Source organism: Pseudomonas syringae KCTC 12500 (genome assembly GCF_000507185.2).
Classification (GTDB): Bacteria; Pseudomonadota; Gammaproteobacteria; order Pseudomonadales; family Pseudomonadaceae; genus Aquipseudomonas; species Aquipseudomonas syringae.
The window spans coordinates 2,496,857-2,521,892 of the sequence record NZ_AYTM02000002.1 but is presented as its reverse complement, the minus strand read 5'-3'; the positions used below and the strand labels follow the sequence as shown (position 1 = coordinate 2,521,892).

28 protein-coding genes are annotated in these 25,036 nt (G+C 57.5%); 11 read left to right on the top strand and 17 right to left on the bottom strand.

Features of this window, described 5'->3' with window-relative positions; translation table 11 throughout:
* Nucleotides 1-2: 2 nt before the first annotated feature.
* Together V476_RS11585 and sutA are read left to right on the top strand one after the other, a co-directional pair.
* Complete coding sequence (locus V476_RS11585; protein WP_003318084.1) at nt 3-428, top strand: secondary thiamine-phosphate synthase enzyme YjbQ; 426 nt, start codon at nt 3-5, stop codon at nt 426-428.
* 98 nt (nt 429-526) lie between these two features.
* Entirely contained in the window at nt 527-853 is a 327-nt protein-coding gene (gene sutA / locus V476_RS11580; RefSeq protein ID WP_003425837.1) for a transcriptional regulator SutA, read from the top strand.
* A 70-nt stretch (nt 854-923) separates the two neighbouring features.
* Here the strand turns inward: sutA and V476_RS11575 are convergent, their stop codons facing one another.
* Genes V476_RS11575 through lptM form a run of 6 tightly spaced genes read right to left on the bottom strand, consistent with a single transcriptional unit; the run spans nt 924 to nt 5,498 of the window.
* Complete coding sequence (locus tag V476_RS11575; protein WP_024959751.1) at nt 924-1,616, bottom strand: HAD family hydrolase; 693 nt, start codon at nt 1,614-1,616, stop codon at nt 924-926.
* Nucleotides 1,609-2,508 (bottom strand): tyrosine recombinase XerC, encoded by a 900-nt coding sequence (xerC, locus tag V476_RS11570; protein WP_003318087.1) that lies wholly within the window; start codon nt 2,506-2,508, stop codon nt 1,609-1,611. The genes V476_RS11575 and xerC overlap by 8 nt, the downstream gene beginning before the upstream one ends.
* Before the next feature lie 2 nt (nt 2,509-2,510).
* Entirely contained in the window at nt 2,511-3,245 is a 735-nt protein-coding gene (locus V476_RS11565) for a DUF484 family protein (RefSeq protein WP_004403712.1), read from the bottom strand.
* Nucleotides 3,246-3,258: 13 nt separating this feature from the next.
* Entirely contained in the window at nt 3,259-4,089 is an 831-nt protein-coding gene (dapF, locus tag V476_RS11560; protein ID WP_024959750.1) for a diaminopimelate epimerase, read from the bottom strand.
* 5 nt (nt 4,090-4,094) lie between these two features.
* Nucleotides 4,095-5,342, bottom strand: coding sequence for a diaminopimelate decarboxylase (gene lysA / locus V476_RS11555; protein WP_003425829.1), 1,248 nt, complete (start codon nt 5,340-5,342; stop codon nt 4,095-4,097).
* Nucleotides 5,343-5,351: 9 nt separating this feature from the next.
* On the bottom strand, nt 5,352-5,498 hold the full coding sequence (lptM, locus tag V476_RS11550; protein WP_002555817.1) for an LPS translocon maturation chaperone LptM: 147 nt from the start codon (nt 5,496-5,498) through the stop codon (nt 5,352-5,354).
* A 238-nt stretch (nt 5,499-5,736) separates the two neighbouring features.
* Here lptM and cyaY point away from each other — a divergent pair, with 238 nt between their 5' ends.
* From cyaY to rnk, 3 genes are all read left to right on the top strand, one after another.
* On the top strand, nt 5,737-6,069 hold the full coding sequence (gene cyaY / locus V476_RS11545) for an iron donor protein CyaY (RefSeq protein ID WP_024683192.1): 333 nt from the start codon (nt 5,737-5,739) through the stop codon (nt 6,067-6,069).
* Nucleotides 6,070-6,071: 2 nt separating this feature from the next.
* Entirely contained in the window at nt 6,072-6,308 is a 237-nt protein-coding gene (locus V476_RS11540; protein ID WP_003318094.1) for a DUF1289 domain-containing protein, read from the top strand.
* 134 nt (nt 6,309-6,442) lie between these two features.
* Entirely contained in the window at nt 6,443-6,850 is a 408-nt protein-coding gene (gene rnk / locus V476_RS11535) for a nucleoside diphosphate kinase regulator (RefSeq protein ID WP_027903011.1), read from the top strand.
* 116 nt (nt 6,851-6,966) lie between these two features.
* Here the strand turns inward: rnk and V476_RS11530 are convergent, their stop codons facing one another.
* The 3 genes from V476_RS11530 to V476_RS11520 form a co-directional block, all read right to left on the bottom strand.
* Complete coding sequence (locus tag V476_RS11530) at nt 6,967-9,813, bottom strand: class I adenylate cyclase (RefSeq protein ID WP_024959748.1); 2,847 nt, start codon at nt 9,811-9,813, stop codon at nt 6,967-6,969.
* 182 nt (nt 9,814-9,995) lie between these two features.
* Nucleotides 9,996-10,244 (bottom strand): TIGR02647 family protein, encoded by a 249-nt coding sequence (locus V476_RS11525; protein WP_003344490.1) that lies wholly within the window; start codon nt 10,242-10,244, stop codon nt 9,996-9,998.
* 216 nt (nt 10,245-10,460) lie between these two features.
* The gene (locus V476_RS11520; protein ID WP_003344493.1) at nt 10,461-10,736 is read right to left on the bottom strand and encodes a hypothetical protein; all 276 of its coding nucleotides are present in this window, start codon (nt 10,734-10,736) and stop codon (nt 10,461-10,463) included.
* Between the two features lie 188 nt (nt 10,737-10,924).
* Between V476_RS11520 and V476_RS11515 the strand changes: the two genes are divergently transcribed.
* The gene (locus V476_RS11515; protein ID WP_024959747.1) at nt 10,925-11,590 is read left to right on the top strand and encodes a glutathione S-transferase family protein; all 666 of its coding nucleotides are present in this window, start codon (nt 10,925-10,927) and stop codon (nt 11,588-11,590) included.
* Between the two features lie 42 nt (nt 11,591-11,632).
* Here the strand turns inward: V476_RS11515 and gltP are convergent, their stop codons facing one another.
* The 4 genes from gltP to rimA form a co-directional block, all read right to left on the bottom strand.
* Nucleotides 11,633-12,964, bottom strand: a complete 1,332-nt coding sequence (gene gltP, locus V476_RS11510; protein WP_003344498.1) for a glutamate/aspartate:proton symporter GltP — start codon at nt 12,962-12,964, stop codon at nt 11,633-11,635.
* A 454-nt stretch (nt 12,965-13,418) separates the two neighbouring features.
* Nucleotides 13,419-14,324 carry a 30S ribosomal protein S6--L-glutamate ligase gene (rimK, locus tag V476_RS11505; protein ID WP_003318100.1) on the bottom strand — a complete coding sequence of 302 codons (906 nt, stop codon included), beginning with the start codon at nt 14,322-14,324 and terminating at the stop codon, nt 13,419-13,421.
* The gene (rimB, locus tag V476_RS11500; protein ID WP_003318101.1) at nt 14,321-14,797 is read right to left on the bottom strand and encodes a retropepsin-like aspartic endopeptidase RimB; all 477 of its coding nucleotides are present in this window, start codon (nt 14,795-14,797) and stop codon (nt 14,321-14,323) included. The genes rimK and rimB overlap by 4 nt, the downstream gene beginning before the upstream one ends.
* Nucleotides 14,798-14,813: 16 nt before the next feature.
* Nucleotides 14,814-15,596, bottom strand: a complete 783-nt coding sequence (gene rimA, locus V476_RS11495; RefSeq protein WP_003318102.1) for a S6 modification regulatory phosphodiesterase RimA — start codon at nt 15,594-15,596, stop codon at nt 14,814-14,816.
* Nucleotides 15,597-15,766: 170 nt separating this feature from the next.
* On the opposite strand from rimA, the gene V476_RS11490 reads away from it, so the two are divergent.
* The 3 genes from V476_RS11490 (at nt 15,767) to V476_RS11480 (ending at nt 18,977) form a co-directional block, all read left to right on the top strand.
* Entirely contained in the window at nt 15,767-16,174 is a 408-nt protein-coding gene (locus V476_RS11490; RefSeq protein ID WP_003344502.1) for an RNA-binding S4 domain-containing protein, read from the top strand.
* A gap of 176 nt (nt 16,175-16,350) precedes the next feature.
* The gene (gene hslO / locus V476_RS11485) at nt 16,351-17,253 is read left to right on the top strand and encodes an Hsp33 family molecular chaperone HslO (RefSeq protein WP_003318104.1); all 903 of its coding nucleotides are present in this window, start codon (nt 16,351-16,353) and stop codon (nt 17,251-17,253) included.
* 179 nt (nt 17,254-17,432) lie between these two features.
* Nucleotides 17,433-18,977, top strand: coding sequence for a phosphoenolpyruvate carboxykinase (locus tag V476_RS11480; RefSeq protein ID WP_024959746.1), 1,545 nt, complete (start codon nt 17,433-17,435; stop codon nt 18,975-18,977).
* Nucleotides 18,978-19,021: 44 nt separating this feature from the next.
* On the opposite strand, the gene V476_RS28165 is transcribed toward V476_RS11480, so the two are convergent.
* Together V476_RS28165 and V476_RS11470 are read right to left on the bottom strand one after the other, a co-directional pair.
* A complete protein-coding gene (locus V476_RS28165) occupies nt 19,022-20,389 on the bottom strand; it encodes a hypothetical protein (RefSeq protein WP_146050756.1) in 1,368 nt (455 codons plus the stop codon).
* Complete coding sequence (locus V476_RS11470; RefSeq protein WP_024682638.1) at nt 20,376-21,431, bottom strand: nucleoid-associated protein; 1,056 nt, start codon at nt 21,429-21,431, stop codon at nt 20,376-20,378. Before V476_RS11470 ends, V476_RS28165 begins: the two co-directional genes overlap by 14 nt.
* Before the next feature lie 506 nt (nt 21,432-21,937).
* Here V476_RS11470 and V476_RS11465 point away from each other — a divergent pair.
* Both V476_RS11465 and V476_RS11460 read left to right on the top strand, forming a co-directional pair.
* Nucleotides 21,938-22,189 carry a DUF6124 family protein gene (locus V476_RS11465; RefSeq protein WP_003425807.1) on the top strand — a complete coding sequence of 84 codons (252 nt, stop codon included), beginning with the start codon at nt 21,938-21,940 and terminating at the stop codon, nt 22,187-22,189.
* 156 nt (nt 22,190-22,345) lie between these two features.
* Nucleotides 22,346-22,846, top strand: coding sequence for a GNAT family N-acetyltransferase (locus V476_RS11460; RefSeq protein ID WP_024959744.1), 501 nt, complete (start codon nt 22,346-22,348; stop codon nt 22,844-22,846).
* Between the two features lie 141 nt (nt 22,847-22,987).
* On the opposite strand, the gene V476_RS11455 is transcribed toward V476_RS11460, so the two are convergent.
* Together V476_RS11455 and V476_RS11450 are read right to left on the bottom strand one after the other, a co-directional pair.
* Complete coding sequence (locus tag V476_RS11455) at nt 22,988-23,701, bottom strand: cupin domain-containing protein (protein WP_010408443.1); 714 nt, start codon at nt 23,699-23,701, stop codon at nt 22,988-22,990.
* Between the two features lie 298 nt (nt 23,702-23,999).
* On the bottom strand, nt 24,000-24,857 hold the full coding sequence (locus tag V476_RS11450) for a GNAT family N-acetyltransferase (RefSeq protein ID WP_024959743.1): 858 nt from the start codon (nt 24,855-24,857) through the stop codon (nt 24,000-24,002).
* Nucleotides 24,858-25,036 lie beyond the last annotated feature (179 nt).

The window sequence follows — 25,036 nt, the reverse complement described above, 5'->3', positions numbered from 1 at the left end:
GTATGTGGCATCAATCCAGGATTGCCTTGCGGGCCAGGCCCCGCGGGTTCCATCTGGTGACTGACGAGATAGTCGCGGGGTTGCCCCCGTTGCGCGGTTGTCGTGTCGGGCTTCTGCATGTATGGCTGCAACATACCTCGGCTTCGTTGACCGTCAACGAAAATGCCGATCCGGCGGTACGTCGCGACTTTGAGCGTTTTTTCAACCGTCTGGTGCCCCAGGGCGTGGACGGCTACGAACATGACGACGAAGGCCCTGATGACTTGCCAGCGCATTTCAAGGCCAGTCTGCTGGGCTGCCAGTTGTTATTGCCGGTTACGGCAGGGCGACTGGCGCTGGGCACCTGGCAAGGTATTTACCTGGGCGAACACCGAGACGCTGGTGGGTCTCGTAACGTCCTTGCCACCCTTCAGGGTGAGTGGACATAACCGCTGAAATCAGCGGTTGTTGAATTTTTCCGGTTGCCTTAGCAATTTTGGGCGGTTGGGCTATAACTAATCAGCTTTCGCAAGTCATGAGGTAGAACATGAGCGACGACGACGATATTAAGGACGATCTGGAAGACGACCTGGAAGGCGAAGAGGACGGTGAGGAGCTTGCAGCTGCTTCCGGAGACGACCCGGTCGAAGCAGACGATGACGTTCCGGCACCTGCCGCAAAAGGCAAAGCCAAGGCTGCAGTCTCGGTCGATGAGCTGCCTAGCGTGGAAGCCAAGAACAAGGAGCGTGATGCTCTGGCACGTGCCATGGAAGAATTCCTGGCGCGTGGTGGCAAGGTGCAGGAAGTGGAGGCCAACGTGGTCGCCGATCCGCCCAAGAAGCCTGACAACAAATACGGTAGCCGCCCTATCTGAGGCTGCGTGACTGTATGAGGAAAGCCCGCCGTCGCTGCGGGCTTTTCTATGCGCGCTTGTCAGTGTGCTTTCAGGCCCAGCGCGCCAGCACCTCGGGCAGTTGCGACAGGTTATGGATCTCGGCATCCGGAAGTCGATCCGCATCCCAGGCCTTGCCTTGCGGGTTGTACCAGATGGCGCGCATGCCAGCCTGCTGGGCACCTGCAATGTCGTCCCTGGGGTGGTCACCGACATGCACCGCCGAACCGGCATCGACCCCTGCGCGGCGCAGCGCCTCCACGAACGGTGCCGGGTCAGGCTTGCCGATGCCCAGGTCCTCGGCGCACAGCGCGAAGGCAAAGTAGTCCGCCAGCCCCAGACGACGCACATCGGCATTGCCATTGGTAATCACGCCCAGCGTGAAGGTCTTGGCGAGAATCTCCAGCATCGGTTGCACCTCAGGGAAAATCTGCACCTGATGACGGCCCTGCAGAAACACTTCAAAGCCCCGGTCGGCCAGGTCCTGCGCCTCTTCCGGGTCGTAACCGGCATCTTCGAGTGCATGAAACAGTACGCGGCGGCGCAAGGCGCTGATGCGGTGCTTGAAGGACGGGTCTTCGGCCACCAGACGCGAGCGGATTTCCCACAGGTGCTCGACAGGAACCGCACCCAGCCTGGGCGCGTTTTCGCCCAGCCAGTCACGCAGTGTGACTTCGGCTCCGGCAATGGCAGGGGCGGTGTCCCAGAGCGTGTCGTCAAGATCAAACGTCACCAGCTTAATCATCTGCAGCTCCTTTACGTTTGGCTCGAGGATGGGCGCTGTCATAAACAGTAGCCAAATGCTGGAAGTCCAGGTGTGTGTATATCTGCGTGGTCTTGATGTCCGCATGACCCAGCAGCTCCTGCACGGCGCGCAAGTCCTGTGACGATTCGAGCAGATGGCTGGCGAAGGAGTGCCGCAGCATGTGCGGGTGCAGATTCTGCCCCAGCTCTCGCTCACCGGCTGCCTTGAGTCGCACCTGAATCGCACGCGGGCCGAGGCGCTTGCCTTGCTGGCTGACGAATACCGCGTCGTCCTGCGGATGGGTCAGGGCGCGCAGCGGCAGCCAGACTTCCAGTGCCTGACGCGCCTTGCTACCCACCGGCAGTACGCGGGTCTTGCTGCCCTTACCCAGCACCTGCACCAGTCCGTCGCGCAGGTCCAGTTGGTCGAGGTTCAGGCCGGTCAGCTCGGACAGGCGCAACCCTGACGAGTACAGCAGCTCCAGGATGGCTTGGTCGCGGTGCGCCAGGAAATCATCTTCAACGCCGCCGTCCAGCAATTGCGCGGTGCGGTCGGTGTCCAGGGTCTTGGGCAGACGCCGCTCGCCCTTGGGCGGTGACAGGCCGTTTGCCGGGTCGTGCTGGCAGATGCCTTCACGATTGAGGTACTTGTAGAAGCCGCGCACCGCCGACAGCATCCGCGCCAGGCTGCGTGAAGACTGGCCCTGCTGGTGCTGGCGGGCAGTGAAGCTGCGCAGGTGCTGGATATCCAGATCACTCCAGCTCGACAACTGTGCCTTTTGGCAATACGCCAGAACCTTGCCCAAGTCGCGTCGGTAGGCTTCGAGCGTGTGAGGCGACACCTGGCGCTCACTGCGCAGGTGCATGCAGTAGGCGTCCAGATGCTGATCCATGGCTAGCGAACCGAGCGTAATGAGTGGGCGAAGCGCGGCAGCAGGCGACTCAGCACATCGGCGATATAACTGAGGAACAAGGTGCCGACCGAGCTTTTGTAATGCTGCGGATCACGGCTGCCGATGGCCAGCACGCCATGCAGTCCCAGATGATTGAGGCTGGCGATGGCGGTCGAACCGACTTCCTTGCCCTGTTCTGCACCGAACAGAAACGCCAGTTCATGCTCACGCAGAGCGCCACAGATGATTTTCTCGCCAATCAGGCCGCCGATGGCTTTCTGTGCTTCGGCGCTACTGACCCAGCGACCCACGGGCATCGGGCTGTCGCTGAACAGGATGAGGCTGACAAAGGGCACCTGGAAGTCCTGACGCAGGCTGTCTTCGACGGCGATGACCAACTCTTCCAGACTGGTCGCATCCATCAATGCGAGGTTCAGGCGGCGGGTCTTTTCGAACAGACGGTCGTTGTCCCGTGCGACGTCCATCAATTGCGACAGGCGATGGCGCATTTCGATATTGCGCTCGCGCAGCAGCTTGAGCTGACGCTCGACCAGCGAAACGGTGTCGCCACGCTGGTGCGGGATGCGCATCGACACCAGCAGCTCGTCGTGCTCGGCGAAGAAGTCCGGGTGCTCGAGCAGGAAGGCGATGACCGCCTCTGCTTCAAGGTCTGGCGCTGCGCTATCGACAGGCGATTCGCAGGGTGTGCCTGTTGAAGCGGGAGGTTGATCGGTCATGGTACTTACTCACTCAAAGACGGACTTGGCCTTCATAGACCCTGACTGCAGGGCCGGTCATCATGACAGAATGTCCCGGCCCAGCCCATTCGATGGACAGGCGCCCTCCGGACAGGTCGATCAGCAACGGCGAGTCCATCCAGCCCTGACTGATGGCCGCGACAGCCGCCGCACAGGCACCGGTGCCGCACGCCTGGGTTTCCCCGGCACCGCGTTCCCAGACACGCAACTGCGCACGCTGACGGTCCACAACGTGAAGAAAGCCGACGTTGACCCGGGCCGGAAAGCGCGGGTGATGCTCGATCTTCGGCCCCAGCTGATGCACTGGTGCGTTATTGATGTCATCGACCCGCAGCACCGCGTGCGGATTGCCCATGGACACGGCCGCCATTTCGATATTCTGCCCGTCGACGTCAACGGTGTAACTGATGGCCTGTTCCGCTGCTTCGAAGGGTATCTCTTCGGGGACAAACCTTGGCGGCCCCATATCGACGCTGATCTGCCCGTCGCTGCGGATATCCAGTTCGATGATGCCGCTCTTGGTCTCGACGCGGATCTGCTTCTTGGCCGTCAGGCGCTTGTCGAGCACGAAACGGGCAAAGCAGCGTGCACCGTTGCCGCACTGCTCGACTTCGGAGCCGTCGGAATTGAAGATTCGATAGCGAAAGTCCACATCCGGGTTGTTCGGCGCCTCGACCAGCAAAAGCTGATCGAAACCGATACCGGTGTGGCGGTCGCCCCATTGTTTGGCGTGCTTGGGCAAGATATGCGCGTGCTGACTCACAAGGTCCAGGACCATGAAGTCGTTACCCAGCCCGTGCATCTTGGTAAAACGCAGCAGCATGGGGATTACTCCGGCAGCAGGCTTTCGCCAGCGAACAGCTCGGCCACGGTTTCGCGACGACGCACTTCAAAAGCCTGGGAACCGTCGACCAGTACCTCGGCGGCACGGCCACGGGTGTTGTAGTTCGAGCTCATGACGAAGCCATAGGCGCCGGCTGAATGAACGGCTAGCAGATCGCCCTCGGCCAGTGCCAGCTCGCGACCCTTGGCGAGGAAATCGCCGGTCTCGCAGATCGGCCCGACGATATCGTACGCACGAGGTTCGCTGTCACGCGGACGCACCGCCGTGACATCCATCCAGGCCTGATACAGGGCAGGCCGGATCAGGTCGTTCATCGCCGCATCGACGATGGCAAAGTCCTTGTGCTCGGTGTGCTTGAGGTATTCGACACGGGTCAGCAGCGCGCCCGCGTTGGCAACGATGAAGCGTCCCGGCTCGAACAACAGCCCCAGGTCGCGACCGGCCAGACGCTCACGCACGGCCTTGATGTAATCCGCCGCCAGCGGAGGCTCTTCATCGCGATAACGCACGCCAAGGCCGCCACCCAGATCGATGTGATGCAGATGAATGCCGCAATCGCCCAGACGATCGACCAGATCCAGCAGGCGATCCAGCGCATCGATGAACGGTTCGAGCGTGGTCAGCTGCGAGCCGATATGGCAGTCGACCCCGATCACTTCCAGGTTCGGCAGTTGCGAGGCGCGAATGTACACGTCTTCGGCGGCTGCAATGGCGATGCCGAACTTGTTTTCCTTGAGGCCCGTGGAGATGTAGGGGTGAGTGCCTGCATCCACATCCGGATTGACCCGCAGCGATATCGGCGCCCGAACGTTGAGTTCGGCAGCCACTTCCTGCAGGCGCTCGAGCTCGTCGGTGGATTCGACGTTGAAGCAGTGCACGCCAACTTCAAGGGCGCGACGCATGTCTTCGCGGGTCTTGCCGACACCGGAAAACACGATCTTTTCGGCCTTGCCGCCCGCCGCCAGCACACGCTCCAGTTCGCCACGCGAGACGATGTCGAAACCGGCGCCAAGGCGCGCCAGGACATTGAGCACGCCCAGGTTGGAGTTGGCTTTCACGGCGAAGCAGACCATGTGCGGCATGCCGCTCAGCGCATCGGCGTAGGCACGGTATTGCGCTTCGATATGAGCGCGCGAGTAGACATAGGTCGGCGTGCCGAAGCGCTCGGCAATGGCAGACAATGCTACCCCTTCCGCGAACAGCTCACCGTCGCGGTAGTTGAAGGCGTCCATTGGAGTCCCTTAAAGGTGCTTGTGCGATTGCGATTTGGCTTGTTCGTCCGGGGTTTTGGTGTCATCCGGCAGATACAGCGGGCCTTTCTGGCCACAAGCTGTGACAAGACAAGCGACCGCGACAAGCGCAGCAAGCGAAGAGATCAGGCGCTTCATGGCGAAATCCTTTGTAAAAGCATTAATTGCGCCCGAGTATACCGACCACCCGGCACCTTGCCTATGCGAGCAGCGTCCCGTCTGGCGGGCCTTTGGCGCGAAAGCCGCAGCAGAGCTATGGTTGATCGGGATTAAAGTGCTCGTGCATCGTCAATGATGAGTAAGCTTTGCATTTGCCTGGCTGCGTCCGTATCTTGCCCCTCTGCGCTATTTGCAGACACTTACCGAGGTTCCCGCAATGAGTTTGACCGAAGCCCGTTTTCACGACCTCGTCGATGCGACGCAGCAGAATATCGAAGACGTATTCGACGAGAGTGGTCTGGATGTGGACCTGGAAAACTCGGCCGGTGTACTGACGGTCAAGTTTGAAGGCGGCACGCAGCTTATCTTCAGTCGTCAGGAGCCCCTGCGTCAGCTCTGGCTGGCCGCCAGATCGGGTGGTTTTCACTTCGACTACGACGAAGAGAATCAGTGCTGGGCCTGCGACTCCAGTGACGAGCTGCTGAGCGAGATGCTGGAGCGCTTTACCGTCGAGCAGGCCAGCGTCGAACTGGACTTCTCCGAGATCTGATCGTGAGCCAGTCACCCGTTCGACCGCCCAAGCCGCTTTTCAGCAATGTCAGCCCGGCAGTAGCCTCGCCGTGTATCAGCCTGTGTCGGCTCGATGAGCAGAAGGTTTGCCTGGGGTGCTTCCGTCATGTCGAAGACATCCGCGAATGGCGATCGGCCGATGACGACCGCCGCCGCCAGATTCGCCACGAGGCCGATCAGCGTCGAGCCCGCGCCGAGGTTGACCAGGCCGCAGGCTGAAACCGCGTCGGGTTGTGTATTTACTGCGCTGTGTTAGTGTCAGACCTTGCCTCTGCAGACAAGAGGCTCGTCAAACCCCGCCAATTGGTGGGGCTTTGTTTTATTCATGGAGAATAAAGGAGTCTGCCCAGACCATGACCACAGCACCTTCGATCATCCTTACCCGACTCGACGTACAGCGTCTTGAGAGTTTTATCGCCAGCCAGGACGAAGACGCGCCGGGTATCCAGGCGTTGCAGGCCGAACTGGACCGCGCCGACCAGGTGGTTGGCCACGACGAAGTGCCTGCGGGCGTTGTGACCATGAATTCGCGCGTGCATTGCCGCGAAGAAGTCAGCGGCAAGGACTACCACCTCAAGCTGGTTTATCCACAGGATGCGGGCGCAGACGGCACCGTCTCGGTTCTGGCGCCGATGGGCTCGGCGCTGCTGGGTCTGCAAATCGGCCAACACATCGACTGGCCTGCACCGGGCGGCAAGCCCCTGAAACTGACCTTGCTGGCGGTGGAATATCAGCCGGAAGCGGCGGGCGAGTACGAGTAATAGAAGACGCTACCTCCGCATTCAAGAGCGGACGCAGAGCGTCCGGAACTGCATTCCCACGGAGCGTGAGGAACGACAGGCGTCGCGCAGAACACCTATCGTGCCAATGCTGAACGTCAGGCCTGATCCATCGCCTCGTTCAGCAGCTTCTCCAGTTCGGCCTTGTGGCGCAGGAAGAGGATGCTTTGTCCGTGCTTGCCGTCCAGCAGCCCGGAGAGGTCCAGGTCGGTGATGTAACAGCGGTAGCGCTGAAGCTCCAGGCGTTTGCCGAGGATTTGTTGCGCGACGGCGGCGTACAGTCGATCGCCGTATTCCAGCTCGGAAAACTCGCTGTTGTCGCAGTACAGGGTGGCGTTCAGTTGCCCTGGCGAGGTTTCTTCAATGATTGCCTGCACATCGTAAAACGCCTTGTCCGCGGCAGTCGGCGCTGGTCGATGTTCAACACGTCGGGCAGGCCCTGCGCCGGAGGGCAGCATCTGATAGTAGAGGGCTTCCAGCGTCACCGGCGCGGACGGATCATCCAGCGGCAATGAAGCGCCCCGGCGATAAACCAGCGCGTGAAGAAAGCGCTGCAGCGGCACCAGCAGGCTTTGCTCATCGTGATAAGGCAGACGCTGGTGCCAGAGCGAATTGTGCTCGTCGAGCACGTACAGGTCAGCATCCGGCTCGTTGACCCGGTAGAACACCTGAATGCATTCCGGCTGACCAAGCGGCAGGATCAGGGCCAGATCGTGGTCATCGAGTGCCTGCGGGTCCAGGTGTAGCGGGCTGTACGACGACAGCTGTTCACCCAGGTACTTGAACAGGCCGGGCAGGCTGTTGATCACCACATGACCGATCTGCCCCGGCTTCATCTCTAACACGTGATACTGCTGCTGCACCTGAATCAGGTAACGGTGATTGAGCCGCCTTTCAAGTAACAAACGTGCCGTGCCGATCAGTTCTTCAACACGCTGAGCAATGGCGGGCGCACGGTTATGGCAGAAGCAGCGCACGTGAATCTGCGTCTGTTTACCGCTCTGCGGCAGGCTGCCGAGCAGTTCGCTCATGCAATCGAGCAGGGCGTGCGGGCCGTCGTAGCGGCTGACCAGTGTTTCGTTCCAGGTATTGAGGGTGATCTGGTCCAGCGTCAGCACCAGATTTTCCCGGACACCCGCGTAACTGAGCGAGTCGGTGCGCTCGGTGGTCATCAGAATATTGAGGTCGCGATGATGGCTGAGCGGATCGACGCCGACATTGATCAACAGCAGTATCTCGCTGGGCGTGCTGGGCATCAGTAACGCCTCATCACTGACCTCGGGCAGTGGCAGCTGAATGCTCTGCTGCAAGGCGCCCATCAGATTGAACAGTTCGAACTCGCTCAGGTCACTGGCGCCGGGGTGCAATGCCACGCGGGTAGTGCTATCGATCACGGTATTGCGGTGGCACCAGGTCAACAGCTCAAGCAATTCACGGCTGCGTTTGAGTGGTGAGAAGTTCGGCAACTCGTGAATGCCCAGATTGCCGTTATACAAGGCCCACTGGTGCTTGCCGGGCTCGCGCTTGTCGGGAGAGTGCACCAGCGTCAGCGTATCTTCGGCAAGGTCAGGGGCGATGCCAGGGTTGATGAACTCGACCTTGCCCGCCTTGCGTTCAAAAGCCGCATACAGGCGCCGACCCAGAATGGTCAGGTCGCGGGCATTGAGGGCATCGGCAGTGCTTTGCGTTTTGGCGAATCGGCTCTGAAAGCGATAGCTGTAATTCAGCTCGTTGACCAGTGAGCGGCGCTCGCCGGCCACCTGGCGGACTTTCCACTGACTGCGACTGTCGAGCAACGCCAATTGTCGCTCGTCCCAACCCCACTCCGTGGTCAGGCGCTCCAGCAGCTGGCGCTGCCAGCCGGCGTTGCGCAGGCGGGTCGATCCGGTGAGCTTCTTGTTGACCTTCAGGTACAGGCTACGCCGCACCAGCTCCAGGCGCTCCGGCTCGTTGCGCGCCTGCAGATGCTCCTCGATACGCCGGTACACGACCACGTAAGGGTCCAGTTCATCCGGGTCCAGCTGATTGGCGAACACCGCTTGTTTGAAGCGCAGGCTCAGGCACTGCACGCGAGGATGCTCGCTGGAATAGACCTCGATCAACAGCAGCTTGAGCACAGACTTGTAGGGCGACTCGATGCCTTTGAACAACTGCCACAATCCGGCACCGATGAACTCGGACGGAGGAATGTGCGACATCGGGCCGAGGTCGAGCACCTCGCTGGCGCGGATGAAGCGCTTGCTCAGCAGGGTGTGGGTGTAATCATCGTAATTCTGCTCTTCATAGACCGGCACCAGCCACCACATCGGGGTGCGCCCGGCGAGCCAGATCGCGGTGCGATAAAACTCGTCGAGCAACAGGTAATGCTGGGTAGTCCCGCAATCGTCCGAGCTGAGCTGCGAATCGCGCTCGCCGCTCTTGAAACGCTGTGGGTCGATCAGAAAGAAATGCGCCTCTGCGCCCATCGTCGCAGCCCAGGCTTCAAGTGCCTGGCACTTCTTGCGCAGTTCGGCGATGGCCTCCGGTTCCAGCTCGCTGTCGTGGCAGACCCAGACATCCATGTCGCTTTGTTCAGCCTGAGCCAGCGTGCCGAGGCTGCCCATCAGAAACAGGCCATGAATCGGCTGGGGCGGGTTGCCATGCCGGGCCTTGTAGGAAAAGGAGCGCGTCAGCCGCTGCGCCTCGGCCAGGGCCAACGTGTCCGGTTCGTAATGCGAAACGCCGGCAGGCGTGCTGCCGGAAACATAACCGGGCAACAGCGGATGGTTGACGTGAAAGAACAGCGGCAGCAGGGTCAAAACGCTCTGCTGGCGGGTCGACATACCTTCCAGCGCACGCGCGTACCGCCCGTCATTGAGCGACAGGAAACGGTTACGCAGCTGGCTGAGAACCTTGCGGTCGATGCCCTCATCCAGGTCGGGGCGAATTTCAGGATTACGCGTCATCGCAACTCAAGGCATCTGGCCTGTGCAGGCGTGGAATTACCGAGCAAGATGGCGGAGAAGGTTTGCAGCCGAGAGAAGCGGATTCGGTCGGATGGTTATTCTGGCGCCAACGTCCTGTATCGACTGGCGCTCGGATAAGTGAAGGGCCTGCCACGCTTTTTTGTGCGCAGGCCCTGCTACATTCAGGCGGCTTGCCTGGAGACGTTGAGGATGGTCAGCAATGATTGGGCATGCTGGGCGGCCTCGAGCCCGAGGCTCGTCAGGTAACCGCCATCGACCTGGGTCGTCAGTCCTTTATCGAAGAGTCTTTGTGCGGCTGCAACGGCCGTGGGCGCCGCTACATGGTGGACTTTGAGGCCTTCCTGGGTGTTTCCCAGATTGAACAGTGCAAGGATTTCCAGTTCGGCAACCAACTCAGGGGTATACGACATAGGTACTCCAGACTTTTTGTAGTAATACGACCTCGCCGGCTGGCGGGTGTGCTCTGGAATCGACGTGTCCGATCTGCGCTCGTCGGTTCTGGATGACCGTTAAAGCCGGTTTGGCGTGTGGCCCCGGAGGATCAAGCGGCAGCGGGGCATTTGCAGTGTAGTCAGCGTCTGAAGTGTTTGCAGCATATATCTTGCTGTCACGCTCTGACCGCAGGATTACTTTTCCGGCGGCAGGTCAGGCAGGGCGCGCAGCGCCGCTTCATACCATTGTGTGTCGAACGGACGGTCCTGCTCCAGCAGGGCATCGATCTCGATGGCCAGCACATGGGCCATCATTTCAAGGATATCTTCACGTTCATAGTTCACCAGGGTCAGCATGTTGAAGACCGCTCTGGCTGCGGGCGGATTACCGGCTTCGATCTGGTTCTCGATGGCTTCGATCAGGGTCGAGGCAGCAAAGTCTTCTTCGTCATTATCGATGTCGTCGGTCATGGTCACTCCTCAGGTAAGGCGGGCAGTCTACCCGGAATCCTGCAATCGGGCAGTCCTGCGCGCCCGAATGGTCATGTGTAGGACGCTTCCTAAAACTGCCGGGAAATGACCCAAGTCACTGAAAGATAGAGTCAGCCCGGTAGCGTGCAGCCCGTCAATTACCAGGATGGAGGCTGAGGAGGCCGACGATGCTGACGCTTTATGGATTCGCCGCAAGCAACTACTTCAACATGGTCAAGCTGGCGCTGCTGGAGAAGCAACTGCCCTTTCAGGTGGTGCCGCTGTTTGGCTGTCAGAGCCCCGAGGTGCTGGCCGTCAGCGCCCGCGGGAAGGTGCCGGTACTCGGAACGGCGGAAGGCTTCATCAGTGAGACCGACGTGATTCTGCGCTATATAGAGGACACCTCACCGGACCGGCCACTGCTGCCCGCCAGCGCTTTCGCACGCGCTCAGGTATGGACCATCGCCAAGGAAATCGAGCTGTACATCGAGCTGCCGGCGCGCATGTGTTATGCGGAGGTGATCTTCGGTGGCAGACCCACGCCGCCCGACCTCAAGGCCAAGGCGCGTCGCGATCTGATCAAAGGGGTCGCCGCCCTGGCCCAGCGCGGCCTGTTTGCACCCTACGTCGCTGGCGAGCATTTCACCGTTGCCGATATCTACTTTCTGTACAGCGTCGATCTGGCGCAACAGGTCGGCGAGCGATTGTTCGGGCTGGACATGCTGGAGGACATGCCCGCTGCCCGAGCCCTGCAGGAGCAATTGGCCTTGAGCCCGAACGTTCAGCAAGTAGCGGCTGACAGAGAGGCCGACTGGCCGGCATTCATGGCTCGCGTGCAGCGGGCAGACCGCTGAGGCAGCTCGTTCCTCACGCCCACGCATGAGGAACGATGGGCGTTACTCTGCGGTAGGCTGGCGCAGTGGCACGGGCTCTTTGCTGCGCCAGTGCGGCAGGGATTCCCAGTAGCGCTCGCCCTTGGCATCGTCGTACATGCCTTCCCAGCGCGAGATGACCAGCACTGCCAGCGCATTGCCGATCACGTTCAGAGCGGTACGCGCCATGTCCATGATGCGGTCGACACCGGCGATGAATGCCAGGCCTTCCAGAGGAATACCGGCGCTGCCCAGTGTCGCCAGCAGCACGACGAAGGAAACGCCCGGTACGCCCGCGATGCCTTTGGAGGTGACCATCAGGGTCAGTACCAGCATCAATTGCGCGCCAATCGACAGGTCGATGCCGTACAACTGAGCGATGAAGATCGCTGCGATGCTCTGATAGAGCGTCGAACCGTCAAGGTTGAACGAGTAGCCCGTAGGGACCACGAAGCTACAGATCGCCTTCGGTGCGCCATAGGCTTCCATCTTCTGGATCACGCGTGGCAGCACGGTTTCGGAGCTGGCCGTGGAGTAGGACAGAATCAGCTCGTCCTTGAAGATGCGCATCAGCCTGATGACCGAAAAGCCGAATGCACGAGCGATCAGCCCCAGCACCACAAAGGCGAAGAAGGCGATGGCCACGTACACCAGAATCACCAGCTTGGCGAGCGGCAACAGGGAGGCGAAGCCGAAATTTGCGACAGTCACGGCAATCAGCGCAAACACGCCGATCGGCGCGTAGTTCATGATCATGTGAGTGACCTTGAACATGGTCTCCGAGACGCCCTGAAACAGTTTCACCAGCGGCTCACGGACCTCGGCCTGCAGGCTGGAAAGCCCAAGACCGAACAACACTGAAAAGAAGATGATCGGCAGCATCTCGCCACGCGCCATGGCAGCGAAGATATTGGACGGGATCAGGTTGAGAATGGTCGCGATAAACGCATGATCGTGCTGAACTTCAGCAGTCGTCTGCTGATACTTGGAAATATCGACAGTGCCCAGTGTACTCATGTCGATGCCGGTGCCCGGATGGAACACGTTGGCCAGCACCAGGCCCACCAGAATCGCGATAGTGGTCACGACTTCGAAATAGAGAATGGTCTTGAGACCGATACGCCCCAGTTTCTTGGCATCACCCACGCCGGCGATACCGACGATCAGCGAGGCGACAACGATAGGGATAACGATCATCTTGATCAGACGAATGAAGATATCGCCTGCGGGCTGCAGGATGTTAGTGATCCACCAGGCCTTTTCTGCACTGAAATGATTGAGCAGCGCCCCCACAGCGATACCCAGTACCAGTCCGATCAGAATCTGCCAGGCCAGACTCAGCTTTGCCTTCTTCATATTATTACCCTTGTTCAAAGTGGCTTGGGCAAATCCAAAACCCGTGCGCCGAGCGTGCTTTTTCACAGCAGTTTCGAGGCAGGAGCTCCCTTTGGAAATGTCCCGAGAAGGTCACCGCAGACGAGCGTCCCAGCTCTGTAGCAGGCGAAAAAAGTCGCAACTATTCCCATGGCGCGCGCATACGTCTAATGCCGTAAACGACTACCTCATGCATGATCGGCATACAAATACGGGAGAAATGTGTTGATTTATGCCGCGCAGGAGGATGGCTATTCGGCGCGAAGCTGGCTATTACGTCGCCTTAAGCTGAACAGAGGGATGCGGGATTAAAGACGGGATACGTCGACGAGGACTCGGCTAGCAAGCCTGTTTACCTGATGTACGGTAGCTGAATGCACAGGCCGGCGTCCGCAGACAGGACGCCGGCCTGGGCAATCGAAACGGGGGCGGGCAGTCAGCCTTTACCTTTGGTACGGGTCATATGCGGGCCGCTGTTTTTCTCGAGGTACTCGATGATCATCCCGGCCACGTCCTTGCTGGTAGTCACTTCAATGCCTTCCAGGCCAGGCGAGGAGTTGACCTCCATCACCAGAGGGCCGTGGTTGGAACGCAGGATGTCCACACCAGCCACGCTCAGCCCCATGACCTTGGCTGCACGCAGCGCAGTCATGCGCTCTTCAGGGGTGATCTTGATCAGGCTGGCGCTGCCGCCGCGGTGCAGGTTGGAGCGGAACTCGCCTGGCTTGGCCTGGCGCTTCATCGAGGCAATGACCTTGTCGCCGACCACGAAGCAACGGATGTCGGCGCCGCCCGCTTCCTTGATGTATTCCTGGACCATGATGTCCTGCTTGAGGCCCATGAAGGCTTCGATCACCGATTCGGCCGCCGTGGCCGTTTCGCACAGCACCACGCCGATCCCCTGAGTGCCTTCGAGCACCTTGATGACCAGCGGCGCGCCGTTGACCATCTGGATCAGGTCGGGAATATCGTCGGGCGAGTGAGCGAAACCGGTAACCGGCAAGCCGATCCCCCGGCGTGACAGGAGTTGCAACGAGCGCAGCTTGTCCCGCGAACGGGCAATGGCGACCGATTCATTGAGCGGAAACACGCCCATCATTTCAAACTGACGCAACACCGCACAGCCATAGAAAGTCACCGAAGCACCGATGCGCGGGATCACCGCATCGAAGCCCTCCAGAGGTTTGCCGCGGTAGTGAATCTGCGGCTTATGGCTGGCGATGTTCATATAGGCGCGCAGGGTGTCGATCACCACCATCTCATGGCCACGCTCAATGCCAGCTTCGACCAGACGACGGGTGGAATACAGACGCGGATTACGCGAAAGCACAGCGATCTTCATGCAACACCTGAGGAAGTAGAGGCCGGGAACACCGGCTTGTCTTGTACGTAAGTTATGCCCGGATTGACCACCAGATGGCCATCGATCAGAGCCTTGGAACCGAGCAGCAGTCGATAACGCATCGACTTGCGGCAGGCCAGTGTGAATTCCACCGGCCAGATACGATCACCCAAGGCCAGTGTGGTGCGAATGACATAACGCACCTGCGCCTGACCGTTGGAGCTTTTAATGGTTTTCATGGCAACCAGTTGCGCTTCGCAGCGACGATGCCGCAACTGAACCACAGTGCCCAGATGCGCGTTGAAGCGCACCCATTTCTGGCCATTGCGTTCAAAAGGCTCGATTTCCGTGGCATGCAGGCTCGACGTGCTTGCACCGGTATCGATTTTTGCCCGCAGGCCTGCCACCCCCAGATCGGGAAGCGCCACCCACTCGCGCAGGCCGATAACTGTCAGATGATCGAATGTCTTCAATGCGATTCCGTACTGTTCAAGACTTCTGCCAGGCCTCGGGTGCGACCTGAGCCAGGGCTTTGAATGCAGGTTTGGCGAACAAATAGCCTTGCATCAGGGATATGCCGCAATCAGCCAGAAAATCCCGCTCTTCAATGTGTTCGATACCTTCGGCGATGAGTTTAATCCCCAAGTCCGTACACATTGTGACAACGCCACGAACAATGGCCTGACGTGCGCGATCACGATGAATGTCGCGAACCAGGTGCATGTCGAGTTTTATCAGATCGGGCTGAAAATCAGCCAGCAGCGTCAGGCCGGAGTAGCCGGCACCGAAATCGTCGATGGCGGTCATGAAACCGAACTCTCGGTATTCGCGCAGGATGTTGCTCAAATGGCCGTTGTTGCAGACATGTTCGCTTTCAATGGTTTCGAAAATCAACCGCTCGATGGGGAAGTCATGAAGCTTGGCCGCTTCCAGCGTGCTGCGGATACACAGCTCGGGACGATACACGGCATTTGGCAAAAAATTGATCGATAAACGTTCGGTCATGCCCAGTCTCGCAGCGCCGGCGATGGCTGTGGTCCGGCAGGTCTGATCGAAGCGATAGCGGTTCTGATCGGTGACCTGGTTCAGTACCGACATCGCGCCTTCACCATTCGGGCCCCGGACCAGCGCCTCATGGGCAAAGATCGACTGGTCATGCAGGTTGACGATGGGTTGATAGGCATAATCAAACGAAAAGCCCAGTTCCGGACTGCCGGTGCAGCCCTCACACCCCTTTTTGGGGGAGGTCAACGAAGTTGGAAAATCTGTCACATCGCACTCCATGTGAGGTCAGGGCCATAATAAAATGATGAATAGCGGATTTTGACAAGCAAGGATCGGTTACTTCATGTTCTTGACAGCTATAGATCAGCAACTGCAGACCGCCAGGTTTCCCGATTAGCCGGATAACGTTCAGACTGCCACACGCATGAGGAATTCAAATGGCACAAAAGATGGAAGAAGACGATAAGGTCCGCCTGGATAAATGGCTGTGGGCCGCGCGCTTTTTCAAAACTCGCGCGCTGGCCAAAGCGGCTATCGAAAGCGGAAAGGTGCACTGTCGTGGCGAACGTTGCAAGCCCGGCAAGGAGCCTCGTATCGGTGACGAGTTTCAGATTCGCATGGGTTTCGACGACCGCACGGTAGTCGTCGAGGCTCTGTCCATCGTTCGCCGTGGCGCGCCGGAGGCACAGACGCTGTATCACGAGACACCCGAGAGCATCGCCAGACGCGAGCATGCTGCCGCTCAGCGCAAGGCCGGCAACCTGGGTGTGACCACCGACGGAAAGCCGACCAAGAAGCAACGCCGGGAGCTTTTCGGCTTCCGCGCCAGCCAGAACAACGACTGAAACACGGCACCGGGCAGCTCCGGCTATCAGTCCGACGTGCCATCCAGCTTGGAAGCGCACCGCATAGCTCCTAAAATGCGGTCAATCCGCATGGCCCACGGCGCTTTCGAGTGCCGGAAGGTGCTTCCTCAGCCGCGTGCCATCCATTGTCATTACTTCAGATACCTTTCCTACCTATGCATGATTTCCCGAACATCGATTTCACCCAGCGCTTCATCTTCGACGAAAGCGACGTTCGCGGAGAACTGGTCGCCCTGGAGCGCAGCTACGCCGAAGTGCTCGCCAAGCATCCCTACCCGGAGCCGGTCGCGCAGTTGCTTGGCGAACTGATGGCGGCTGCCGCGCTGCTCGTCGGCACCCTCAAATTCGACGGCCTGTTGATCCTCCAGGCACGCTCCAGCGGCGCCGTGCCGTTGCTGATGGTCGAGTGCTCCAGCGAGCGCGAGCTGCGTGGCATCGCCCGTTATGACGAGGCACTGGTCACAGCAGGCGCAGGTCTGCAGGACCTGATGCCCGATGGCTCGCTGGCATTGACCATCGACCCGAACAAGGGCAAGCGCTATCAGGGCATCGTTGCCCTCGACGGCGTCGACCTGTCGGAAAGCCTCTCCAACTACTTCGTGATGTCCGAACAGCTGGGCACGCGTTTCTGGCTCAAGGCCGACGGTCACCGCGCCCGTGGTCTGTTGCTGCAACAGCTGCCCATCGCACAGATCACCGATCCGGAAGAACGCGACGCCAGCTGGGAGCACGTCATCACCCTGGCCAACACCCTTACGGCCGAGGAAATGCTCGGGCTGGACAACCAGACCATCCTGCATCGCCTGTATCACGAAGACCCGGTTCGCCTGTTCGACGAACAGCCCATCTGCTTTCGCTGCAGTTGCTCGCGTGAGCGCTCGGCCAATGCGCTGGCCAGCCTTGGGCTGGAGGACGCGCAGCAATTGGTTATCGAGCACAACGGCACGATCGAGATCGATTGCCAGTTCTGCAACGAACGCTATCTGTTCGATGCCACTGACGTCGCGCAGCTGTTTGCTGGCGGCGGTGTCGATTCGCCATCTGACACGCGCCATTAATCATCGCGTAAAGGGCCTCAGAATACGGTGTGGGCCCCTGTAATGCTGTTCTGACAGGAGGGTCCTACCATTTCCAGGCATTTCTGGCATAATCCGGCCCACTTTTACGCTGTAGTAGTGGTTGTTTTTTTACTACAAAACCGTTTGGAGCACTCGGCCACAGGCCGACGGGGAACCTCATGACGCAAACCAACAACGCTGTGTACACCGATCTGAGCACCGACGAACTGGTCAAGGAAGCCCTTGCCCGCAAAGAAGGCGTACTGTCCGATACTGGCGCACTGGTTGTGGAGACAGGCCATCGCACTGGCCGTTCGCCGGTCGATCGTTTCATCGTTGAAGAGCCGAGCACTCAGGACGCCATCGCCTGGGGCCCGATCAACCGCAAGTTCCCGGAGGATAAATTCAACGCCCTGTGGAACCGTGTCGGCGCGTACCTCGCCGAGCGCGAGCGCTTCGTTTCCCATGTTCATGTAGGCTCCGACCCTGCGCACTACCTGCCGGTCAAGATGACCACCGAGACTGCGTGGCACAATCTGTTCGGCCGTTGCCTGTTCATCAACCCTGAACAGTACAACCCGGCAGGCAAGGACGAGTGGGAAATCCAGAACGCGCCATGGTTCGTCTGCGACCCTGAGCGTGACGGCACCAACTCCGACGGCACCGTCATCATCAACTTCAAAGCCCGCAAGGTGCTGATCGCAGGCATGCGTTATGCCGGCGAAATGAAGAAAGCCATGTTCTCGGTGCAGAACTTCCTGCTCCCGGCGTCCGACGTTCTGCCAATGCACTGCGCGGCCAACATGGGCGAAGAGGGCGATGTCACCCTGTTCTTCGGCCTGTCCGGCACCGGCAAGACCACCCTGTCCGCTGATGAAAGCCGTTACCTGATCGGTGACAACGAACACGGCTGGGGCGAGGGCGTGGTGTTCAACATCGAAGGCGGTTGCTATGCCAAGTGCATCGACCTGTCCGAGAAGAACGAGCCGGTCATCTGGAAAGCCATCCAGCACGGCGCCGTACTGGAAAACGTCGTACTCGACCCGGTTACCAAAAAAGCCGACTACGCCGACAGCAGCCTGACCCAGAACAGCCGCGCCGCCTACCCGCGCGAACTGATCGAAAAACGCGCACCGAAGAACCTCGGTGGCGAGCCGAACGCCGTTATCTTCCTGACCTGCGACCTGACCGGCGTACTGCCGCCTGTGTCGATCCTCAGCGAAGAACAGGCCGCCTACCACTTCCTGTCGGGTTACACCGCACTGGTCGGCTCGACTGAAATGGGTTCGGGTTCGGGCATCAAGTCCACCTTCTCCACCTGCTTCGGCGCACCGTTCTTCCCGCGTCCGGCTGGCGAATACGCAGAACTGCTGATCAAGCGCATCCGCGGCTTCAAATCCAAGGTCTACCTGGTCAACACCGGCTGGACCGGCGGTGGCTACGGCGTCGGCAAGCGCTTCAACATCCCGACCACCCGTGGCGTGATCGCAGCGATCCAGAGCGGCGCACTGATCGGTGCCGAAACCGAACACCTCGACACCATCAACCTCGACGTACCGAAGTCGGTACCCGGCGTCGATACCGGCCTGCTCAACCCACGCAACACCTGGGCTGACAAAGCTGCCTACGACGAAGCGGCAAAAGCACTGGCTGGCCTGTTCGTGGAGAACTTCAAGAAGTTCGACGTGAGCGACGCCATCAAGGCTGCGGGTCCGAAGTTGTAATAGAAAACACCGTAAATAAAACCGCCCAATGAGGCGGTTTTATTTTATCTGAAAAAATTAGTTAAAAACTCTTTTGCAACGTGGACGACCCTTGATTGGGAAATAGCCATTAAAATCATAATAGCCATCGTTGACGCATAAATGGTAATTGCATAGGACCTCGAGCGATTATATGCCTTAACCGCGTCCTTAAATGGACGCGTTGATAAATCCTTAAACTCTGAAAGTGGAATTAAAGAATCAACCTTCTTATTCCATAAAAATCTAGACCTTGTCAGGGATATTATGTAGGCGCGATTTGTACTTATCGTGATTGATAGACTCGCCGCCAGCCACAAAGCACTAAACAATAATAGAAAGCTAGATTCGATTGACGCTTCCTTTACAGCAAGTATTTTTATACTCACAGCTCCAATGGCAATAGCTATGTCCCTGAATAACGTCGACGTGAGAGCATGTGTTCTATCAATTATCTTCGAAGACTCTTCAGCAATAATTTTTCTTAAATCCGCAATAGCTTTTAGTGTCTCGGATGATTTGCTATGCAAATGAGCCTTATAATCATTTTTTGAATTTTCCAGCACCCTAGATGCCACTCGATTAAAAAACTCAGGCCAAGTTTCAAAAGTTCTACGCCTCTCACTGGCAATCCTGGAAGAAAAAAAATTGTGGCGTATCTCTACTTCTCGATCAACATCTAGTATCCAACTTGTACTTTCCACCACTTTTAAAGTGTCAAACAAAATCTTGTCGATTTTTTGGTCGTATTCTATTTCTAGTTTTTGAGGACCAGAAAAAATCAAGTTCAAAGCTAGATTTTTTTTCCAAACCTCAGTGCAAAAAATCAAACTTGAGCATGGAATAGCTATTTCCTCCCAAACGCGAAAAGCTTCACTTAACACATTAGGCTTAGTACGAAGAGCCCAGAACTTTAGATGCTCAACTAAAGCACCTCCTGTGGAGTCGCGGATAAAATTTCTAGGATCGAGAAGCGTACGACTTATGTCATCGGCACTTTCATCTTTACTCCATATTTTAAAGTTGCAGCTTTGCGAGGAAAACTCTGAAAATCCAAAAAACAAATAAATAATATTGCTTCTTTGAACAGTGTCATTTTTTAGCGATCCTCGAAGACCACTAATTGTAAAAAAGACTGTAGAAGTACCCCTCGGCAGCTTTGATACCTTGAGGTTGGCAGTAGAGCCAACCAGCTGTCCGCTAGTGTCGGGCAGAGGGAATTTTTCACCTTCCTCGGTTCTGCATTCAAGCGTAAAAAACTTTCTATACGCGTCGGCAAAATCGTTTAATGTACAGATATCACTTGCAGATAGTGCTGGAAGGTTAAATATAACTTGCTCGTGGCTTTCAGTGGACGAGAACGAACGCCCTGTTACTAAGTTAAAGCTTTCCATTGAATTCGTCATCTACAATATACTGCAGGGTTGAAACAATGATTTTCTTTGTACTGTCTGAATCATCAAATTCTATGTCACCGCTATCGATATGTTCTTGTGTGTATATAACCTTCACACCTTCATATGTTTCTTTTATCTTTTTCGTGGACTTAGGATAATGATTCTCCGGTATCTTTATTATCGAAGAACTAATTTTTTGCTTTTTAAGCTCTTTTGCGAAGCTGGCTAATATTTTTTCGTCTGAATGAAGTTCTCCAAACATGGCAGATAATAGGTTCTCTGGATGCTCGGGGTTGAATACCTTTATCGAGGATATGGCTTCTTTAGCTGTTATCTTTAAACTACTAAGTATTGCCAATGGAACTATGCTCTTGTTAGACTTAGCAGTATCTGAAAGCGCAGTCAACAGTCGATCCGTCAATGTCTCGTGCGTAAATTCTCTTGACACATCAAGAAACGCCTTAAACTTTTCTGTAATATCACCATTCTTCTCACTTCGATCAATACATATCAGCTTACCGCCAGCCCCTTCTATTTTTATAAGTGCAGATTTTTGTAATGCTTTTTTGTCCTGAACAAAAGTGTTAAGAATTAAATCCAAGATTGGCTTTGTTTTTCCGTCTTCAGTTTGAAGAGTCTTATACGAAATAACTTTGATGTCATCATATTTTATAATTGCTGCATACCGCTCTGTACCGCTTTTTATCTGCAGCAACATTAAAACCCCAGGTATAAGACGCTTATCACTCTCGTAAAGTTTTTGAAAGCGTTCTGCAAGAATCTGCGAGCAATCTACGAACGCATGAGGACTATCAAGCGCCTGCTGAATTTGAGCTTGCACACCAGATGCGGGATTGAAATTATAGCTCGTGCCTTGCGATGTCTCGATTAGTCTAGAAATGAAAAACTCAGAGTGTACGCTAGGGTCTTCAACTTCTGTAAGGATTTTGGGAGCTTTTAAATCAGGCCCAATTATGTGGAAAATCACTCGTTCCACAGTCGAGAGCTGACTGATATTAATTTCTTCGGTAGTGCTCATTGTTCAACCTTCGTGGATATTTTTGAACAGCGCCTCGTTTGAAGCGATTCATTACGCTTCACAAGCGAGAGTTGGATCCAATAGTAATCCTAAAAGGCAGCTAATCGCCACTACGCATTGATGTCACTGTTTTCGTCAAAGACGGGCTCTTTTCATTGGCAATGACAGGCCTCTGAAAATGTCACAAATCCGAAAGACATATCCCTACCCACTGTGCGAAATTTCCTAGATCATCCAGCCTGCTTGCGCTTAGTGTCTCCTGGATCTAGCCTGCGTCTCGTCACTGCACATTCAGTGACCGGGCGTGAGAACCCGTTCTTGAGTAGGCGCATCACTCTGCCAGCCATCGTCGATTTTTATTGGCGCATGCTTCATGGCGGCTGTGTGCAGGCAGACCCCGGTCTGGCCGAATGCCTACTGTTCGGTTTCTCACCCTGCACATAGCTGCCACCTTTTGTTGTGTGAGAACAGCGAAAGACGGCTTTCAGTACAGTAGGAGCAAAGCCATGGTCAAACTCACTCCAGATCCGCCCTCCAGTCTTGAAGAAACGCTGATACGTGTATCCGACTTAATGCGTTGCGCTTCGGCCACGGCACATGAGGCCAGTGATCAGCTCAATGGGCAGGGCCGAGACCTCACGCTAACTGTCGTCTATTTACTTGATATGGCGCAGACATTGCTCGAGCCATCGATCGCGGGTATCGGAAGCTGCTCACTGCCTGGGTTGGAAGGGCAAGCTCACAGGCAAATGCCGTAACCGTCAGGTCGTCGGAGCGGTGTTGTAATTAAACATCTTTGCATTCGCACCTGCACGCGGTCCTCGAAAATGCTCAAGCAAACGCCTCGACTTGTCGGGGCGTTTGCTTGTCTGGAATACTGATTTCCACTGAGGACGATGACCAGGAGGTGTGTTGTGGGCGTAAACGGGATTCAGATACGGCGTTTCGTGCCGAGCGACGAGCAAGGTGTATCGGCGATGATTCTGCCAATCCAGCGCGAAGAGTTCGGTATTCCCATCACCGCCGAAGACCAGCCTGACCTGAAAGCGATTCCGGACTTTTACCAGACCGGCACAGGGGGTTTCTGGGTTGCGGTACAAGACGATCAGGTCATCGGCAGCATCGGTCTCAGAGACATCGGCGCAGGGCAGGCAGCACTGCGCAAGATGTTTGTCGCCGCCCCGTTTCGCGGCCGGGAATTCTCCGTTGCAGCCAGACTGCTCGAGCGCCTGATCGCGGAATCAACCCGCAAGGGCGTCAGCGAAGTATTCCTGGGCACGACCGACAAGTTTCACGCTGCGCATCGCTTCTATGAAAAGCACGGTTTCAGAGAGATAACGAAGGAGGACCTGCCAGCAAGCTTTCCGTTGATCGCGGTGGACAGCAAGTTCTACGTGCTGGGCCTGAAAGAATAATGTAGCGGGCGAGAAGCATCACCAGTGTTTGGGTGCTTCTGCCGGTTTCATTGTATTCATCCACATAGCGTTTTCCCATCGCTCCATTCCAGGCTCCCTGCTGAATAGCAGTCGTCGGGCGAAGCAGCACGTCGTTCTACTTCACGTCACCGCATAAAACTTGCGCACATACGCAGTGCTGGTCCACTTGCAGGGCGCGCCTTGGGCGACGAATACGGTATCGCCGGTGTTCACGGTCAGGCTCGGGCCGTTTTCCAGGCTCAGCTCGACGCTGCCTTCGATCAGGTTCATCAGTTCATGGATCTTGTGCGGCCGCGAGATGCGTTCGTAGGGCGTCGAGTCCCACACGCCGATACGCAGGGTGCTGGCGGTGTCTTCGAAGAGGTTGTTGCTGCGGCATTGTGGCAGCGCGCTGATCATGATCGCCGGGTCTGGCGGTGAAGACGGCGTGAGCATGGCCAGGCGGTCGAGCGCGGTGATGCCGGGTTTGTCTGGCCCGCTGGCCTGGGTGGACGCGCAGAACGCCCAGAGGCTATCCGGTTGCGCGTCGATACGTACTTGAGTCCCGCGACCGATCACGGCACTTTCACCGGTCTTGATGGTGAGGCTCTCGGTGCCGGAGGTCAGGGTGACGGACCCGCGATGCATCACCAGCATTTCGGTGTAGGGGTAGGCTGCCACTGACAGCGACGTGCCGAAATGCACGAGGCCGGCCGCAATGCCCTGATCATCGATGAACGCTGTGCGACGCTCATTATCGAACGAGTCATGCGCATCGATGGGGCCGGTGGTGAATTCGGTGTCGACCGGGCTGAGGTCAGCGCGGGCCAATAGCAAAACAGTGGGTTGGGGCATCGGGTAGGGCTCCTGAAGTTGAAGCGTTGATGATCGTTCCCACGCTCCGGACTCAGCGTTATACACAAATCCGCTTTTGCTTCTGGCCGGAGGCCGTAGGAGCGAACTTGTTCGCGAAAGGGCCGGTACGATCGCCTGTCTTCGCGAACAAGTTCGCTCCTACGCCCTGCGGGCAGAAGCCTGAAAAGCGTGTATTCGGGGCTCTCCAGGACTTATGTATAACGATGAGCGCTCTGCGTGGTAACGCATTTCGTGACGCTCTGCGAGAGCATTGGCACGATGAGGTGCTTACGGGCGATCAGCCGATCGCCTGGGTAATCAGCGCAAACTGGCGCACGCCCTGAGTGGCTCGCGGGACTGCGCCCATGCTCATGCAGGTCACGCTGTCGACGCGCTTGAGGCCGGCTTCCTCCAGCCAGTCGGCCAGGCCGCTATCGGTCGGGATGTCGATACGTACGAAGGCATAAGGCACGCGGGCTAGCAGCTCTCCAATCATGTGCCTGGCCTGGTCAACGCTCTGGGCAACAACAGGGCCGATGCACAAGCCACGACCGAACGGGCGCAGCAGGGCAAAGGCCTGCAACTGACCGTCGCGCTCAATGCCGACAGCGTGTTCAAGGTTGTTCAGCACATCGCCCAGCGTCACCGAGCGGTCCATACCCGAACCGGCGTTGGCCAGTTCCAGCACACGAGGGTGGTCAGCCTCGCTCAGCCCGCGGCAACGTTCCTGTGCCTTCAGTTCGGTGGTGCCGGGCGGTTGCGCCTGCCCCTGACGCTGCTGGATCTCGCCAAAGCTGACGAACCCCATCTTCGCGTAGAGCGGCGCACCTGCCAGCGTGGCGTTGAGGACCGCCGTGCGGGGCGCGACGCTGCCGACGGCCAACTCCATCAGCTTGCGACCAATGCCCTTGCCCTGGTAATCGTCACTGACGATCACCAGGCCGATGGTGGAAAACTCGCCCTGATGACAGGCAAAGGCACTGCCGATCAAACGCCCGTTGTGTAGCGCGACAAAGCCTTGGGCGACACGTTGCAGCATGGCCCAGTCCTCAAGTCGATGCGGCCACTTCAGGGCGATGGATAACTCATGAGCGTTGCCGACATCGGCTGCGGTCATGGGGCGAAATTCAAAGTCGAGGCGTTGCTGAGCGAGCATGACGTGTCTCCGTCCAGAAGGATGCACAGGCAATAAAAGGATGCGCCAGGCTTGCTGTATCCCATCTGCTGCAGGCGGTGACAAGAGGGCTGCGCGCATTCGGCAGATTCCACGAAGTGCCGTTCGCCAGACCACAGTTACTGCTTAAATCGACCGGGCCTCCGGCAGCAAATGCTTAG

Excerpts from the sequence above, each read along its gene's own strand:
- lptM (WP_002555817.1), bottom strand. The coding sequence starts at position 5,498 with ATGAAGCGCCTGATCTCTTCGCTTGCTGCGCTTGTCGCGGTCGCTTGT.
- V476_RS11530 (WP_024959748.1), bottom strand. The coding sequence starts at position 9,813 with ATGACGCGTAATCCTGAAATTCGCCCCGACCTGGATGAGGGCATCGAC.
- V476_RS11480 (WP_024959746.1), top strand. The coding sequence starts at position 17,433 with ATGACGCAAACCAACAACGCTGTGTACACCGATCTGAGCACCGACGAA.
- V476_RS28165 (WP_146050756.1), bottom strand. The coding sequence starts at position 20,389 with ATGGAAAGCTTTAACTTAGTAACAGGGCGTTCGTTCTCGTCCACTGAA.
- V476_RS11520 (WP_003344493.1), bottom strand. The coding sequence starts at position 10,736 with ATGACCGACGACATCGATAATGACGAAGAAGACTTTGCTGCCTCGACC.
- V476_RS11575 (WP_024959751.1), bottom strand. The coding sequence starts at position 1,616 with ATGATTAAGCTGGTGACGTTTGATCTTGACGACACGCTCTGGGACACC.
- gltP (WP_003344498.1), bottom strand. The coding sequence starts at position 12,964 with ATGAAGAAGGCAAAGCTGAGTCTGGCCTGGCAGATTCTGATCGGACTG.
- cyaY (WP_024683192.1), top strand. The coding sequence starts at position 5,737 with ATGAGTTTGACCGAAGCCCGTTTTCACGACCTCGTCGATGCGACGCAG.
- V476_RS11465 (WP_003425807.1), top strand. The coding sequence starts at position 21,938 with ATGGTCAAACTCACTCCAGATCCGCCCTCCAGTCTTGAAGAAACGCTG.
- V476_RS11565 (WP_004403712.1), bottom strand. The coding sequence starts at position 3,245 with ATGACCGATCAACCTCCCGCTTCAACAGGCACACCCTGCGAATCGCCT.
- xerC (WP_003318087.1), bottom strand. The coding sequence starts at position 2,508 with ATGGATCAGCATCTGGACGCCTACTGCATGCACCTGCGCAGTGAGCGC.
- V476_RS11455 (WP_010408443.1), bottom strand. The coding sequence starts at position 23,701 with ATGCCCCAACCCACTGTTTTGCTATTGGCCCGCGCTGACCTCAGCCCG.
- sutA (WP_003425837.1), top strand. The coding sequence starts at position 527 with ATGAGCGACGACGACGATATTAAGGACGATCTGGAAGACGACCTGGAA.
- rnk (WP_027903011.1), top strand. The coding sequence starts at position 6,443 with ATGACCACAGCACCTTCGATCATCCTTACCCGACTCGACGTACAGCGT.
- V476_RS11490 (WP_003344502.1), top strand. The coding sequence starts at position 15,767 with ATGGCACAAAAGATGGAAGAAGACGATAAGGTCCGCCTGGATAAATGG.
- V476_RS11525 (WP_003344490.1), bottom strand. The coding sequence starts at position 10,244 with ATGTCGTATACCCCTGAGTTGGTTGCCGAACTGGAAATCCTTGCACTG.
- V476_RS11470 (WP_024682638.1), bottom strand. The coding sequence starts at position 21,431 with ATGAGCACTACCGAAGAAATTAATATCAGTCAGCTCTCGACTGTGGAA.
- rimK (WP_003318100.1), bottom strand. The coding sequence starts at position 14,324 with ATGAAGATCGCTGTGCTTTCGCGTAATCCGCGTCTGTATTCCACCCGT.
- hslO (WP_003318104.1), top strand. The coding sequence starts at position 16,351 with ATGCATGATTTCCCGAACATCGATTTCACCCAGCGCTTCATCTTCGAC.
- V476_RS11515 (WP_024959747.1), top strand. The coding sequence starts at position 10,925 with ATGCTGACGCTTTATGGATTCGCCGCAAGCAACTACTTCAACATGGTC.
- lysA (WP_003425829.1), bottom strand. The coding sequence starts at position 5,342 with ATGGACGCCTTCAACTACCGCGACGGTGAGCTGTTCGCGGAAGGGGTA.
- V476_RS11450 (WP_024959743.1), bottom strand. The coding sequence starts at position 24,857 with ATGCTCGCTCAGCAACGCCTCGACTTTGAATTTCGCCCCATGACCGCA.
- V476_RS11585 (WP_003318084.1), top strand. The coding sequence starts at position 3 with ATGTGGCATCAATCCAGGATTGCCTTGCGGGCCAGGCCCCGCGGGTTC.
- dapF (WP_024959750.1), bottom strand. The coding sequence starts at position 4,089 with ATGCTGCTGCGTTTTACCAAGATGCACGGGCTGGGTAACGACTTCATG.